Source organism: Arthrobacter sp. J156, assembly GCF_056172865.1.
Map to the genome: position 1 here is coordinate 581,345 of NZ_CM149650.1, position 14,916 is coordinate 596,260.

Below are 14,916 nucleotides of genomic sequence, written 5' to 3' on the forward strand. Positions count from 1 at the left end.
GTGTGAGACGATGCCGGCCGGCCACCCGGGGCCGGGTGGCCGGCCGGCCCGTGGTCAGCGTGCGGCGGCGAGCGAGTCGCGGGCCGCGGCCGCGACGGCCTCGGCGGTGATGCCGAACTCGGTGTAGAGGCGCTGGTAGTCCGCGGAGGCTCCGAAGTGGTCCAGGGAGACGATCCGGCCGGCGTCGCCGACCAGTTCGCGCCAGCCCTGGGCGACGCCCGCCTCGACGGAGACGCGGGCCTTGACGGAGGCCGGCAGGACCTCCTCCTGGTAGGCGGCGTCCTGCGCGTGGAACCACTCGAGGCACGGGATGGACACAACGCGGGCGGCGACGCCCTCGGCGGCCAGCGCCTCGCGGGCGGCCACGGCGAGCTGGACCTCGGAGCCGGTGCCGAGCAGGAGCACGTCGGGGGTCGTCTCCCGGCCCTCGGCGTCCAGGGCCTCGGCCAGGACGTAGGCGCCGCGGGCGGTTCCGGAGACGTCCTTGAAGCCCGGGGCGGTGCGGTCGAACACGGGCAGGTTCTGCCGCGTCAGGACCAGGCCGGCCGGGTTGGCCGTGTTCTCCAGGACCGTCTTCCAGGCCCATGCGGTCTCGTTGGCGTCGGCCGGGCGGACGACGTCGAGGTTCGGGATCGCGCGCAGCGAGGCGAGCTGCTCGACCGGCTGGTGGGTCGGGCCGTCCTCGCCGAGGCCGATCGAGTCGTGGGTCCAGACGTAGATCGACGGGATGCCCATGAGCGCCGAGAGTCGGATCGCGGGGCGCTGGTAGTCGGAGAAGATCAGGAACGTCCCGGAGAACGCGCGGGTCTTCGAGGACAGCACGATCCCGTTCACGATCGACGCGGCGGCGTGCTCGCGGATGCCGAAGTGCAGGACGCGCCCGTACGGGTTGCCGCTCCAGGAGTCCGTCGAGTGCTCGGCGGGGATGAAGGACGCGGCGGATTCGATCGTCGTGTTGTTCGAGCCGGCGAGGTCGGCGGAGCCGCCCCAGAGCTCGGGCAGCACGGACTCGATGGCGTTGATGACCTTGCCGGAGGCGGACCGCGTCGCAACGTCCTTGCCCGGTTCGAAGACGGGCAGCGTGGACTCCCAGCCCTCCGGGAGGCGGCGGTCCTCGATGCGCTCCAGGAGGGCGGCGCCCTCGGGGTTGGCGGCCGACCAGGAGGCGAAGCCCTCTTCCCACTCGGCGCGCGTCGCACGGCCGCGGTCGACGACCTGGCGTGCGTGGGCCAGGACGTCGTCCTCGATGGCGAAGCTCTGTTCGGGATCGAAGCCCAGGACGGACTTGAGTCCCGCGAGCTCCTCGGCGCCGAGCTTGGAGCCGTGGATGCCGCCGGTGTTCTGCTTCTTCGGCGAGGGATAGCCGATGATCGTGCGCAGGGAGATGATCGACGGGCGGCCGGTCTCGGCCTTGGCGGCCCGCAGGGCCGCGTCGAGGGCGTGGACGTCCTCCACGTACTCGCCGCTTGCGGTCCAGTCCACGCGCTGGGTGTGCCAGCCGTAGGCCTCGTAGCGCTTGAGCACGTCCTCGGTGAAGGCCACGTCGGTGTCGTCCTCGATGGAGATGTGGTTCTCGTCGTAGACCACCACGAGGTTGCCCAGCTGCTGGTGGCCCGCGAGGGACGAGGCCTCCGAGGTGACGCCTTCCTGGAGGTCGCCGTCGGAGGCGATGACCCACACGGTGTGGTCGAACGGGCTCGTACCGGGCGCCGCCTCCGGATCCAGGAGGCCGCGCATGCGCCGCTGGGAGTAGGCGAAGCCGACGGCCGAGGCGAGGCCCTGGCCGAGCGGGCCCGTGGTGATCTCCACGCCGGCCGTGTGGCCGTACTCCGGGTGGCCCGGGGTCTTCGCGCCCCATGTGCGCAGCGCGGCGATGTCCTCCATCTCGAGGCCGTAGCCGGAGAGGAACAGCTGCAGGTACAGGGTCAGGGAGGTGTGCCCGGGGGAGAGGACGAACCGGTCGCGGCCGACCCACTCGGGATCGGACGGGTCGTGGCGCAGGTGGTTCTGGAAGATCAGGTACGCCGCGGGCGCCAGGCTCATCGCCGTTCCCGGATGTCCGCTGCCGACCTTCTCGACCGCATCGGCGGCGAGGACGCGGATGGTGTCCACCGCCCGCGCGTCGAGCTTCGTCCATGACAATTCGAGAACTTCTGACTGTGGCGCCACGATGGGTCCCTCTCTGTGGTCTGGCGTGGGAAAGCGCCGGGCCGACCCAGGGCGCACTGTGGCAGCCCTCGTACCGTGCTGGCGGCTTCTTCGGCTCCGACGCGTCCTCTCCACCCTACCGCCACTGTGACGCAGTCGTCCTGCTTGGGGCGCCATATTTCGCCGCCTGCCGGAGCGGCGCGGCGCGGTCCCGCTCCGGCAGGCGGGGCGGAGGGTGGTCCCGATGCGCCCACCCGGGGCGGACACGCCCATTTCTACGTCCTGTAAAAGGGTATGATGGCTGTGTCTGTCCATTTCCCGCGTAGAACTGAGTGGCATGTCCGTGAACACCCTCCCCACCGATGCCGCGCCCGTGGGGCGCGCATCCCGCCAACCCGGTGAGGCACTCGGTGCCTTTGCCCGGCGGAAGGCGGCGGCGTATCTCGCGCTGACCAAGCCGCGCGTGGTGGAGCTGCTGCTCGTGACGACGCTGCCGACGATGATCTTCGCCCACCGCGGCTTCCCCGATCTGCTCCTGATCGTCGCGACCATGCTGGGCGGCGCCATGGCGGCCGGAGCGTCGGGCGCCTTCAACTGCTACATCGACCGCGACATGGACCGCGTCATGAACCGCACCAAGGGACGCCCCCTCGTTACGGGGGACGTCACCCCGCGTGAGGCCCTCGTGTTCTCCTGGATCCTCGCCGTCGCCTCGATCGCCGTCCTCTGGGCGGGCGCGAACCTGTTGACGGCCGTCCTCGGCCTCGCCGCGATCCTCCTCTACGTGGTCTTCTACACCTTGATCCTCAAGCGCCGCACGGCCCAGAACATCATCTGGGGCGGCATCGCCGGGTGCATGCCCGTGCTCATCGCGTGGGCCGCCGTCACCAACACGGTCGAGTGGCCCGCCGTGATCCTGTTCCTCATCATCTTCCTCTGGACGCCACCGCATTACTGGCCCCTGTCCATGAAGTACTCCGACGACTACAACGCGGCGAACGTGCCGATGCTCGGGGCCATCGCCGGAGCCCGGACCGTCTCCGTGCAGGTCGTGCTCTACGCGTGGGCGACCGTCGTCTGCTCGCTCCTCCTGACCCCGCTGGGCTACGCCGGCATCGTGTACACCGTCCTGTCGGCCGTGGCCGGCGGCTGGTTCATCTACGAGTGCCACGTGCTCTACCGGGAGGCCCGGCGCGACCACGAGCCGGCGGCGATGAACAAGAAGGCCATGAAGGTCTTCCACATCTCCATCACGTACCTGACGATCGTGTTCGTCGCGCTGGCCGTGGATCCCTTCGTCGGCCAGCCCCTCTTCGGCTGAGCCGCCGCGGCGTGACCCGCCGCGCCACGGACAACGCCCCCGACCGCTTCGGTCGGGGGCGTTGTGCGTTCTTCTCGTGGCGCTCGGCCTGCCCGGTCCTGCGCAGCCGGCGATCGCCGCACGGGGCGGCCGCCCGGGTGGAACCGGGGGCCCGTCGTGCGGGCTGCCTACAGCGGGAAGCGTCCCGTGGACCGGTCCCAGACGTTGGCCGCGGCGGCCGTGAGGAGCGCGGACCCGATCATGTGGAGCAGGACGAGCCCGATCGGCAGGCCCGTGAAGTGCTGCCAGTAGCCGATGCCGGCCTGCAGGGCGATCGCGACGAGGAGCAGTACGACGGCGCGGCGGAGGGCGCGCTGGGCGGGCATCCGGGCGAGCAGGACGAGCGCGAGCAGCGTCGCGCCGACCAGGAGGTACACGGGCGCGACGTGGATCCGGGTCACGAGGTCGGCGTTGAAGTCGTGCCGAGGGGCGTTGGCATCGCCGGCGTGGGGCCCCGTTCCGGTGACGATCGTGCCGAGGACGACGGCGGCCGCCGCCGAGGCGGCGATCGTCCAGCCGAGGGCGCGCAGGGTCCCGGGCAGGGGGACGACGGCGATGGCCGGCTCGCCGCGCAGGAGCCGGCCGGTCCGGTTCACGAGGAGCGTCGCTGTCGCCACGAGGGCGGCCGAGGCCAGGAAGTGCAGGCTGACGACCCAGGGGTTCAGTTGCGTCCAGACGGTGATCCCGCCGATGAGTGCCTGGACGGGGATGACGCAGAGCAGCGCGACGGCGAGGCCGAAGACGGTCCGGTGCTCGCGGCGCATGCGCCACACGGCGAGGATCATCGAGACGGCGATGGCGGTGAGCAGGAAGGTCAGGGTCCGGTTGCCGAACTCGATCAGGCCGTGGATCCCCATTTCGGGGGTGGGGGTCATGGATCCCGGCACGCAATTGGGCCACTCGGAGCAGCCCAGGCCGGACTTGGTCAGGCGCACGGCGCCGCCCGTGACGATGATGCCGATCTGCGAGGCCAGCGAGGCGATCGCGAGCGCGTGGACTCCCCGCCCGACCGTGGTCGGCAGCCGGTCGGTCCAGCGGGCGGCGGCGGTTCTCATGCCATGACTCCGTTCTGCGGCACGTCGGCCGCCTGGTGTGGGGGCGTGGCGGGCCCGGTCCCGCCGGTGGCGCGGCTCAGTTCCACTTGAACCACTTGGTGGCCGCGAAGCCGGCGACGACCGTCCAGGCGCCGAGCGCCAGCAGCTGCCCGGCCGGGAACGCGCCGTCGACGAGCGCGGCCCGGAGCCCGTCGCCGAGGGCCGCCGAGGGAAGGAGCTGCACGAGGGGCTCGAGGAGGCCGGGCATCCGGCTTCCGGGGATGAGGACGCCTCCGCCGGCGGCGAGCAGGATCCAGACGAGGTTGGTGATGGCGAGGGTCGCCTCGGCGCGGACAGTTCCGGCGATGAGCAGGCCGAGCGAGGTGAACGTGGCGGCGCCAAGCAGCAGGAGCAGGACGCCGGTGCCGATCCCGCCCACGGCGGGGCGCCAGCCCATCAACGCCGCAGTCCCGCCGACGACGACGATCTGGATGGCCAGGACGGCCGCCACGGCGAGGGCCTTGCCGAAGACGAGGCCGCCGCGGCCGAGCGGTGTCGTGGACAGGAAGCGCAGGACGCCGTAGCGGCGGTCGAAGCCCGTGGCGATGCCCTGGCCCGTGAAGGCGGTGGACATGACGCACAGGGCCAGCACGCCCGGCGCGGCGACGTCGATGCGGCGCTCCGCCAGCCCGTCGAGGACGCTGAGGAACTCGAGGGCCACGAGCGCGAGGAGCGGCAGGACGACGGCGAGGACGAGCTGTTCCCCGTTGCGCATCATCATGGACGTCTCGTAGCCGCCGTGGCGGAGGATGCGGCGCCACGCGGGCGCGGCGTTGCCGCCGTGCGCGGGGGCCTCGAGGGCGGGCTCTCGCGTGCTAGTCATCTGCCGCTCCGTTCTGGGCGATCTCGAGGAAGACGTCCTCGAGGCTGCGGGGCTCCATGCTGATGCCCGAGGGGAGCACGCCGTGCTCCTCCCACCAGCGGGCGAGCGCCGTGAGCGCGGCCGGCCCGGCGATCCCCGTGGCCCGGTAGTGGCCCGGCGACTCCTCGGTGAGGCGGACGCCCGCCGGGAGCCGGGCCGCGTCGAGGGCGAGCCCGGGCGCGGCCGTGAAGGACAGGGCCCGCGTCGCCTTGCCCGCGGCGGTCCGGGCGGTCAGCTCGTCCACCGTTCCCTCGGCGACGTTGCGTCCCGCGGCGATGATGTAGACGTAGTCGGAGAGGCGCTGGGCGTCCTCCATGAGGTGGGTCGTCAGCACGATCGCGAGGCCCTGGCCGCGCAGCTCCTCGATCAGCGCGAACACGGTGCGCCGCGACTGCGGATCCAGGCCAGCGCTCGGCTCGTCGAGGAAGAGCACCTCGGGGCGGCCGGCGAGAGCGGCGGCGAGCGCGACGCGCTGCCGCTGACCCCCGGAGAGCCGCCGGATCGTGGTGTGGGCGAACTCGTCGATCCCGAGGCGGGCGCAGAGGGCCGCGAGGTCCGCGGGCCGCTCGTACATCCCCGCGACGTGGCGCAGCAGCTGGCGCGGCGTGGCCGACTGCGGAAGTCCGCCGTCCTGCAGCATCACGCCGACGCGCGAGCGCAGGGCGCTCGAGGCCGACGCCGGATCGGCCCCGAGCAGGCGTACGCTCCCGGCGTCGGGCTGCAGGAGGCCCTGGGCGCAGGCGAGGGTCGTCGACTTGCCGGCGCCGTTGGCGCCGAGGATCGTGGTGACGGCCCCGGGACGGGCTTGGAGGTTGATGCCGTGCAGGACGCGGACCCTGCGCCCGTCGAGGGCTGCCACGGGGCCGAAGTCCTTGCGGAGGTCCTCGACGACGAGACTGGGAGCGGAAGTGGGCACCCGAGCATTCTACGCCACGTAGAGCGTGCGCCCCTGGCCGTGGGGCCCGGTGACGTGCATCGCGGGGGTGCGTGGAGTAAGGCACGCCTTGCTGGTCGCGGGGATATTATTAGCGCATGATTGTGTTGTGTATTCTTCACAGTCGATGCCCTCGGGCGTGCCCGCAGAGGACCGTCGGTCCCCGGCCGCGCCGGAGACGGAGGAGCGGACCCGGGACCGGGTCCTGTCGGCCGTGCTCCAGGAGGGGCCGGTCAGCGCCGCGGAGCTCGGCGAGCAGCTGGGCTTCACGCCGGCCGCCATGCGCCGCCATCTTGACGCGCTGAGCCGGCAGGGCCTCGTCGAGGTCAAGCTCGTCGCCAACCACCCCGCCGGAGCGGGCCGCCCCGCGCGGCGCTACGTGCTGAGCCACCGCGGCCAGACGAAGCTCGGCAACGATTACCTGGATATCGCGACCGAGGCCCTGGTGGAACTGGCCCGGGCCGCTGGCGACGAGGCCGTCCACGCCTTCGCCGCGAAGCGCTTCGCCGCCATGGAGGAGCGCTACCGTCCCCTCGTGGAGGCTGCCGGGGAGGACCTCGCGGCACGCGCGGTGGCCCTGTCCGACGCCCTGACGGCGGACGGCTTCGTCGGCTCGACGCGCGAGGTCGGCATGAACCAGCCGCGGGCCGCGATGGCCGCGGTGCAGCTCTGCCAGGGGCACTGCCCCATCCAGGACCTCGCCCGGGAGTTCCCGGTGTTCTGTGAGGAAGAGACCCAGGTGTTTTCCCGCCTCCTCGGCGTCGACGTGCGGCGGCTGTCCACGTTGGCCGGTGGCGGGCATGTGTGTACGACCCACGTTCCCGTGGGCCGGCAGAAGACTCCTCAGCCAGCTGAGAAGCGAACTCGAATCAAGATCACTAGGCAGGAGAGGCCGCGATGACGGATCAGATTGCACAGGAGACCGCCGACCCCGGCGTGATCGCCGAGATCCTGGAGAAGAATCCGGAGCTCCACGGGATCGGCAACTACGAGTACGGGTGGTCGGACAAGAACGACGCCGGTGCCAACGCCCGCCGCGGCCTGAACGAAGAGGTCGTGCGGGACATCTCGTCGAAGAAGGACGAGCCCGAGTGGATGCTCGACCTCCGGCTCAAGGGCCTGAAGTACTTCGACCGCAAGCCGATGCCCACGTGGGGCGCGGACCTGAGCGGGATCGACTTCGACAACATCAAGTACTTCGTGCGTTCCACGGAGAAGCAGGCCACGAGCTGGGAGGACCTGCCCGAGGACATCAAGAACACCTACGACAAGCTGGGCATCCCCGAGGCGGAGAAGCAGCGCCTGGTCTCGGGTGTGGCCGCCCAGTACGAGTCCGAGGTGGTCTACCACCAGCTCCGCGAGGACCTCGAGAAGCAGGGCGTGATCTTCCTCGACACCGACACCGGTCTCAAGGAGCACGAGGACATCTTCAAGGAGTACTTCGGCTCGGTCATCCCGGTCGGCGACAACAAGTTCGCCTCGCTGAACACCTCCGTGTGGTCCGGCGGCTCGTTCGTCTACGTGCCCAAGGGCGTCCACGTCGAGATCCCGCTCCAGGCCTACTTCCGCATTAACACGGAGAACATGGGCCAGTTCGAGCGCACCCTCATCATCGCCGACGAGGGTTCCTACGTTCACTACATCGAGGGCTGCACGGCTCCGATCTACCAGTCTGACTCGCTGCACTCCGCGGTCGTGGAGATCATCGTCAAGAAGAACGCCCGCGTGCGCTACACGACCATCCAGAACTGGTCCAACAACGTCTACAACCTCGTCACCAAGCGCGCGGTGTGCGAGGAGGGCGCGACGATGGAGTGGATCGATGGAAACATCGGCTCCAAGGTCACCATGAAGTACCCGGCCGTCTACCTCGTCGGCGAGCACGCCAAGGGCGAGACGCTCTCCATCGCCTTCGCGGGCGAGGGCCAGCACCAGGACACCGGGTCCAAGATGGTCCACATCGCCCCGAACACGTCCTCCGCGATCGTCGCGAAGTCGGTCGCCCGCAACGGCGGACGCTCCGCCTACCGCGGCCTCGTGCAGGTGCGCGAGGGGGCCAAGGGCGTGAAGAACTCGGTCGTCTGCGACGCCCTGCTCGTGGACACCATCAGCCGCTCGGACACCTACCCCTACATCGACGTCCGCGAGGACGACGTGCAGATGGGCCACGAGGCCACCGTCTCGCGCGTCTCCGAGGAGCAGTTGTTCTACCTCATGTCCCGCGGGCTCGCTGAGGACGAGGCCATGGCCATGATCGTGCGCGGCTTCGTGGAGCCGATCGCCCGCGAGCTGCCGATGGAGTACGCCCTCGAGCTGAACCGCCTTATCGAACTGCAGATGGAAGGATCCGTCGGTTAACCATGACTGAAACCGCAACCACCACCGAGAAGGCGCGCATCGGGGCCCCGTCGATCGACGGCATGACCGAGGAAGGCGAGGTCCTGGTCGCCGATAAGGTCGTCGGAGCCCACTCCCACGGCGGCGGCAGCGAGACGCAGATCATGCACTCGCGCGCCGAGCGTCCCACGAGCCACGACGTCGCCGACTTCGCCGTGCCGAACGGCCGCGAAGAGGAATGGCGCTTCAGCCCCGTCAAGGCCCTGCGCGGCCTGTTCGCCGACGACGCGGGCGAGGCCGGCGCCGTCGAGCTCTCCGTCACGGCCCCCGAAGGCGCCGTCAGCGGCGTCCTGCGCGCCGGCGAGGCACCGCGCGGCACCGTCCTGGTGCCGGCCGACCGCGCCGCCGTCGTCGCCTCCGCCAACGCCGCCGAGGCCGTCCACGTCCGGATCCCCGCCGGCTCCGCACCCGAGGGGCCCGTCGTGGTCGACATCGCCGGGCGCGCCGGCGGCAGCCGTGCCAACTCCCACCTCGTGATCGAGGCGGAGGAGGACTCCCGTGCCGTCGTCGTCATCGAGCACACGGGCGCGGCCGACTTCAACGGCAACGTCGAGATCCTCGTGGGCGACCGCGCCGAGCTGGTCGTCGTGACCGTGCAGCGCTGGGACGACGAGGCCGTCCACACCGGGCAGCACGACGCCGTCGTGGGCCACGGGGCGTCCTTCAAGCACATCGCGGTCACGTTCGGCGGGCGGATCGTGCGCCTGAACGCCAACGTGCGCTTCGCCGGCGAGCAGGCGACGGCCGATCTGTTCGGCATGTACTTCGCCGACGCCGGCCAGCACCTCGAGCACCGTTCCTTCGTGGACCACAACACCCCGCGCAACACGTCCAACGTGCTCTACAAGGGCGCGCTGCAGGGCGCGGGGGCCCGGACCGTGTGGGTCGGCGACGTCCTGATCCGCAAGGAGGCCGTCGGCACCGATTCCTACGAGGCCAACCGCAACCTGGTCCTCACCGACGGCGCGCGCGCCGACTCGGTGCCGAACCTGGAGATCGAGACGGGCCTCATCGAGGGCGCGGGCCACGCATCGACGACGGGCCGCTTCGACGACGAGCACCTCTTCTACCTCATGGCCCGCGGCATCGACGAGAAGACCGCCCGCCGGCTCGTGGTGCGCGGCTTCCTCAACGAGATCGTCCAGCAGATCCCCTCCGAGGAGCTGCAGGCCCGCCTCACCGACGACATCGAGGCCGAGCTCGCGGCCTCCGCCAACTGACTTCACGGTTCGAAAGGAACACCATTGTCTACCCTGGAAATCAAGGACCTGCACGTCTCCATCGAGACCGAGCAGGGCGAGAAGGAAATCCTCAAGGGCGTCTCCCTGGTCATCAACACCGGTGAGACCCACGCCATCATGGGACCGAACGGCTCCGGCAAGTCGACCCTGGCCGCCACGATCGCCGGGCACCCGCGGTACACCGTGACGTCCGGCAGCATCACGCTGGACGGCGAGGACGTCCTGGAGATGAGCGTCGACGAGCGCGCCCGCGCCGGCCTCTTCCTGGCGATGCAGTATCCGGTCGAGGTGCCCGGCGTGACCATGACGAACTTCCTGCGCACCGCGAAGACCGCGATCGACGGCGAGGCCCCGAGCCTGCGCCACTGGACCAAGGACGTCAAGGCGGCCATGGCCCACCTGAAGATCGACGCCGACTTCGCCAACCGCAACGTCAACGAGGGATTCTCCGGCGGCGAGAAGAAGCGCGTCGAGATCCTCCAGCTCGAGCTCTTCAAGCCGAAGTTCGCCGTGCTGGACGAGACCGATTCGGGCCTGGACGTCGACGCCCTCAAGGTCGTCTCCGAGGGCGTGAACCGCGCGCAGCAGGAGAACGAGATGGGCACCCTGCTGATCACCCACTACACGCGGATCCTGCGCTACATCAAGCCGGACCACGTGCACGTGTTCGTGGACGGCCGGATCGCCGAGCAGGGCGGGCCCGAGCTCGCCGACCGCCTCGAGGAAGAGGGCTACGACCGCTTCCTCGCCGTCGGGGCCTGATCCGATGACCGCGGACAGCGACCAGGTGCAGGGCTCGGCGCAGACGCCGCTCGAGGACGTCGAGGAGGCGCTCAAGGACGTCATCGACCCCGAGCTGGGCGTGAACGTCGTCGACCTCGGCCTGCTGTACGGGCTCAAGTACGCCGAGGACGGCGCGCTGCTGATCGACATGACGCTCACGACGGCGGCGTGCCCGCTGACGGACGTGCTCGAGGAGCAGGTCGCCAGCGCGCTCGACAACGTCGTGGACGAGCACCGGCTGAACTGGGTCTGGATGCCGCCGTGGGGGCCCGAGCGGATCACCGACGACGGACGCGACCAGATGCGGGCCCTCGGCTTCAACATCTAGGGTCCGGACGTCCCGCGTGGCCCTTGGCAGGGCCCGTTGCGGCGCCGGCCGCGAACACCCCTCCGCCGCACGGCGGAGGGGTGTTCGCGTTCCGCGCGGCGGGGACCTCAGGCGCCCGGGGCGTCGAGGTCCGCGGCGTCGAGGGTGTTGCACTGGTTGATGTCCCCCGTGCGGTAGCCCTGCAGGAACCACGCCTGCCGTTGGGCGCTCGAGCCGTGGGTCCAGCCCTCGGGGTTCACGCGGCCGGTCGCCGCCTCCTGGATGCGGTCGTCTCCGACGGCGGACGCCGCCGAGAGCGCGGAGCGGAGGTCGGCCTCGGTGAAGGGCTCGAGGAACAGCTCACCGTCCTCGTTGGCGGTCTGCGAGGCGTGCGCGGCCCAGAGCCCGGCGAAGCAGTCCGCCTGGAGCTCGACCCGGACGGGCCCCGACTCGGGTCCCGTGCCGCCCTCCTGCGAGTGGCGGAGCGTGCCGATGTGGTTCTGCACGTGGTGGCCGTACTCGTGCGCCACGACGTACTCCTCGGCGAGGGCGCCGCCGTCGGCGCCGAAGCGCGTCGAGAGCTCGGAGAAGAAGCCCGTGTCGAAGTAGGCGACCTGGTCCGCGGGGCAGTAGAACGGTCCGACGGCGCTCGTGGCCCGTCCGCAGCGCGTGTCCACGACGTCGGCGAAGATCTCCACGCCGGGCAGCTCGAGCTCCTCGCCGTAGCGCCGCAGGTAGGGGACCCAGAACGCGTCCAGGCTCTGCGTCGTGGCGACGATCCGGCAATCGGCGCGGGCATCGGCGTCGGAGCCCGTGCGGCATTGGTCCACGAGCCTTTCGCCATCCTGCGCCTGGCCCTGCTGCGGCGGGGCGTCGCCCCCGAGCCCGAGCTGGTCGAGGAACGCCGGATCGACGTTGAACAGGGCCGCGATCAGGAGGACCAGCAGTCCGCCGCCGCCCACGGCCACCTTGGTCCCGGTCCGGCGGCCCCGCGTGTCGCGGACCCGGCTGGAGTCGATCCGCGTGTCGTCGTTGAAGCTCATGGAGCGAGGATACTCCCGGACGCCACGGCCCGGTGACGTGGCCGCGGCCGCGGCGGCCCGGTGCTGTGGCCCCGCTCACGGCGGACGGGTCCCGCGGCGCCTGTAGAATGGACAGTTGCGCTGTCCGCGCCTTCAACCCTGGAAGGGGCCGCTTGTGATTTCCGTTGCCGACCTGGAGCTCCGTGCCGGTGCACGCCTGCTCATGGAGGGCGTCTCCTTCCGGATCGACCAGGGGGACAAGATCGGCCTGGTCGGCCGCAACGGCGCCGGCAAGACCACCATGACCCGGGTCCTGGCGGGGGAGTCCGAGCCGACCGGGGGCACCGTGACGCGCACCGGGTCGATCGGCTACCTGCCGCAGGACCCGCGCACCCCGGACATGGGCCAGCTCGCCCGCGACCGGATCCTCTCCGCCCGCGGGCTCGACGACATCGTCACCCGGCTGAAGAAGTGCCAGGAGGAGATGGGCAGCGAGGACGACGCCGTCCGCGCCAAGGCGATGAACCGCTACGACCGGCTCGACGCCGAGTTCATGTCCCGTGGCGGCTACGCGGCGGAGGCGGAGGCCGCGGCCATCTGCAACAACCTCGCGCTGCCCGAGCGGCTGCTGAACCAGACCCTCGACACGCTTTCCGGCGGCCAGCGCCGCCGTGTGGAGCTCGCCCGCATCCTCTACGCGGATGCCGAGACGCTGCTCCTCGACGAGCCCACCAACCACCTCGACGCCGACTCGATCGCCTGGCTGAGGGAGTTCCTGCGCAACCACCAGGGCGGCCTCATGGTCATCTCCCACGACACCGGGCTGCTCGAGGCCACCGTCAACAAGGTCATCCACCTGGACGCGAACCGGGCGACCATGGACCTCTACAACCTCGGCTGGAAGCGCTACCTCGAGCAGCGCGAGACGGACGAGCGCTCGCGCCGGCGCGAGCGGGCCAACACGGAGAAGAAGGCCAACACCCTGCTGGCGCAGGCCAACAAGATGAAGGCCCGCGCCTCCGGGGCCTCCGCGGCGCAGAGCATGCTCAAGCGCGTCGACCGCCTCATGGGCGGTCTCGAGGACGTCCGCGTGCAGGACCGCGTGGCGGCGCTGCGCTTCCCGGACCCCGCACCGTGCGGAAAGACGCCGATCACGGCCCGCAACCTCAGCAAGTCCTACGGCTCGCTCGAGATCTTCATGGACGTGGACCTCGCGATCGACCGCGGTTCCAAGGTCGTGATCCTGGGCCTGAACGGCGCGGGCAAGACGACCCTGCTGCGGATGCTGGCGGGCGTCGGCGAGCCGGACACGGGCGAGGTCGTCGCGGGCCACGGGCTCAAGATCGGCTACTACGCCCAGGAGCACGAGACCCTGGACCACGAGCGCACGGTCCTCGAGAACATGCGTTCGGCCGCGCCCACCCACCTCGGCGACGCCGAGGTGCGCGGGATCCTCGGCTCGTTCATGTTCAGCGGCGACGACGTCGACAAGCCGGCCGGGGTGCTCTCCGGCGGCGAGAAGACGCGCCTCGCGCTCGCCACGATCGTGGCCTCGAGCGCCAACGTCCTGCTCCTCGACGAGCCCACGAACAACCTCGACCCGGCCAGCCGCGCGGAGATCCTCAACGCGCTCAGCACCTACCCCGGCGCCGTCGTGATGGTCAGCCACGACGAGGGCGCCGTGGCGGCGCTGAATCCCGAGCGTGTCGTGCTGCTGCCCGACGGCGACGAGGACCTCTGGAGCGACGACTACCTCGAGCTCGTCACCCTGGCCTGACCACTCCGGCCGGATCGGGCCCGTTCCGCCCGGTTCCGGTCCGGGCCGTGCCGGGCAGGTCCAGCCCCGGGCCGCAGGGCCGGCGCCGGCCGCGCGCCGCTAGCGTCCCCGGGACTCGAGGGCGTCGAGGTACGCGTCCTCGAGCTCCTCGTCCGTCGGGGCGCCGTCGCGCCGGCGTCGCACCTTGGCCCGCGGGGCCCGGTACGCCGAGTGCATGACCTCGAGCCCCGCCGCCTCGGCCTCCTCGGCGGCCTCCCGGTCCTCGCGGTTGATGCGGGCCTGCTGCCGGGCGGCCCAGCCGAGGGCCACGAAGCCGAGGACGCCGAAGGCGAACCACTGCAGCGAGTAGGACAAGTGGTTGCCCTCGTCGAGCTCCGGCCGGGCGATCGGCTCGGGCGACGCGGCGGGGGCGGGCGACTCCGCGGCCATGAGGCCGTAGGCCCCGGGCTTGACCGGGTAGCCGAGGATCTGTCCGATGCGCGGCAGCTCGATCGAGGCGACCTGGCCCTCGGGCGCCTCACGGCCCAGTGACGGCTCGCCGATCCGCATCCGGACGACGATCTCCACCTCGCCTTCGGGGGGAGCGGGCACGGCATCGGGCCGCCCGGGGTTCTCGTTGCCGATCGGCAGCCAGCCGCGGTCGACGACGACGACATCGCCGTCGACGGTACGGAACGGGACGAGGACCTCGTAACCCGGCGCGCCGTTGCGCGGCCGGTTGCGCACGATCAGCGTGTCCTCGGCGAGGTAGCTGCCGCGCATCTGGACGGGACGCCACTCGCCGTCCTGGGCGAGGGAGTCGAAGTCGTCCGCCAACGTGGCGTAGGGGGCCGGCGCGGCGTCGTAGTTCTCGGCGACGATCCGGTTGCCGGCCCGCGCCTCGTCGAGCCGGTTCATCTGCCACTGGCCGAGCCCGGCGCAGGCGGCGGCGAAGACGCAGACCATCAGGAGCCAGCCGAACCAGCGGGTGCTGGCGAGGAAGCGGTACACG

13 protein-coding genes are annotated in these 14,916 nt (G+C 71.1%); 7 read left to right on the plus strand and 6 right to left on the minus strand.

Annotation, left to right across the window (positions count from 1 at the left end; all coding sequences use genetic code 11):
- Positions 1-54: 54 nt before the first annotated feature.
- Positions 55-2,169: a transketolase gene (tkt, locus tag AC0QR5_RS02735; protein WP_329860117.1), complete on the minus strand. Its 2,115-nt coding sequence runs from the start codon at positions 2,167-2,169 to the stop codon at positions 55-57.
- A 316-nt stretch (positions 2,170-2,485) separates the two neighbouring features.
- Here tkt and AC0QR5_RS02740 point away from each other — a divergent pair, with 316 nt between their 5' ends.
- The gene (locus AC0QR5_RS02740; RefSeq protein ID WP_329860118.1) at positions 2,486-3,469 is read left to right on the plus strand and encodes a heme o synthase; all 984 of its coding nucleotides are present in this window, start codon (positions 2,486-2,488) and stop codon (positions 3,467-3,469) included.
- A 167-nt stretch (positions 3,470-3,636) separates the two neighbouring features.
- Here the strand turns inward: AC0QR5_RS02740 and AC0QR5_RS02745 are convergent, their stop codons facing one another.
- The 3 genes from AC0QR5_RS02745 to AC0QR5_RS02755 form a co-directional block, all read right to left on the minus strand.
- Positions 3,637-4,563: a COX15/CtaA family protein gene (locus AC0QR5_RS02745; protein WP_329860120.1), complete on the minus strand. Its 927-nt coding sequence runs from the start codon at positions 4,561-4,563 to the stop codon at positions 3,637-3,639.
- A 76-nt stretch (positions 4,564-4,639) separates the two neighbouring features.
- On the minus strand, positions 4,640-5,425 hold the full coding sequence (locus AC0QR5_RS02750) for an ABC transporter permease (RefSeq protein ID WP_329860122.1): 786 nt from the start codon (positions 5,423-5,425) through the stop codon (positions 4,640-4,642).
- The gene (locus AC0QR5_RS02755) at positions 5,418-6,380 is read right to left on the minus strand and encodes an ABC transporter ATP-binding protein (RefSeq protein WP_329860123.1); all 963 of its coding nucleotides are present in this window, start codon (positions 6,378-6,380) and stop codon (positions 5,418-5,420) included. The genes AC0QR5_RS02750 and AC0QR5_RS02755 overlap by 8 nt, the downstream gene beginning before the upstream one ends.
- A 145-nt stretch (positions 6,381-6,525) precedes the next feature.
- Here AC0QR5_RS02755 and AC0QR5_RS02760 point away from each other — a divergent pair, with 145 nt between their 5' ends.
- From AC0QR5_RS02760 to AC0QR5_RS02780, 5 genes are read left to right on the plus strand one after another with little or no spacing between them, the layout of a single operon-like run.
- Positions 6,526-7,299 (plus strand): helix-turn-helix transcriptional regulator, encoded by a 774-nt coding sequence (locus AC0QR5_RS02760; protein WP_329860137.1) that lies wholly within the window; start codon positions 6,526-6,528, stop codon positions 7,297-7,299.
- Positions 7,296-8,756: a Fe-S cluster assembly protein SufB gene (gene sufB / locus AC0QR5_RS02765; RefSeq protein WP_329860125.1), complete on the plus strand. Its 1,461-nt coding sequence runs from the start codon at positions 7,296-7,298 to the stop codon at positions 8,754-8,756. The genes AC0QR5_RS02760 and sufB overlap by 4 nt, the downstream gene beginning before the upstream one ends.
- 2 nt (positions 8,757-8,758) lie before the next feature.
- A complete protein-coding gene (gene sufD, locus AC0QR5_RS02770) occupies positions 8,759-10,015 on the plus strand; it encodes a Fe-S cluster assembly protein SufD (RefSeq protein WP_329860127.1) in 1,257 nt (418 codons plus the stop codon).
- 24 nt (positions 10,016-10,039) lie between these two features.
- Positions 10,040-10,798, plus strand: a complete 759-nt coding sequence (gene sufC / locus AC0QR5_RS02775; protein ID WP_329860129.1) for a Fe-S cluster assembly ATPase SufC — start codon at positions 10,040-10,042, stop codon at positions 10,796-10,798.
- Between the two features lie 4 nt (positions 10,799-10,802).
- A complete protein-coding gene (locus AC0QR5_RS02780) occupies positions 10,803-11,147 on the plus strand; it encodes a metal-sulfur cluster assembly factor (protein WP_329860130.1) in 345 nt (114 codons plus the stop codon).
- Between the two features lie 107 nt (positions 11,148-11,254).
- Here the strand turns inward: AC0QR5_RS02780 and ypfJ are convergent, their stop codons facing one another.
- Positions 11,255-12,169 carry a KPN_02809 family neutral zinc metallopeptidase gene (gene ypfJ, locus AC0QR5_RS02785; protein WP_329860131.1) on the minus strand — a complete coding sequence of 305 codons (915 nt, stop codon included), beginning with the start codon at positions 12,167-12,169 and terminating at the stop codon, positions 11,255-11,257.
- A 154-nt stretch (positions 12,170-12,323) separates the two neighbouring features.
- On the opposite strand from ypfJ, the gene AC0QR5_RS02790 reads away from it, so the two are divergent.
- Positions 12,324-13,925 carry an ABC-F family ATP-binding cassette domain-containing protein gene (locus tag AC0QR5_RS02790; RefSeq protein WP_430632723.1) on the plus strand — a complete coding sequence of 534 codons (1,602 nt, stop codon included), beginning with the start codon at positions 12,324-12,326 and terminating at the stop codon, positions 13,923-13,925.
- A gap of 99 nt (positions 13,926-14,024) precedes the next feature.
- On the opposite strand, the gene AC0QR5_RS02795 is transcribed toward AC0QR5_RS02790, so the two are convergent.
- Positions 14,025-14,915, minus strand: coding sequence for an SURF1 family cytochrome oxidase biogenesis protein (locus tag AC0QR5_RS02795; RefSeq protein ID WP_329860132.1), 891 nt, complete (start codon positions 14,913-14,915; stop codon positions 14,025-14,027).
- Between the last annotated feature and the right edge of the window lies 1 nt (position 14,916).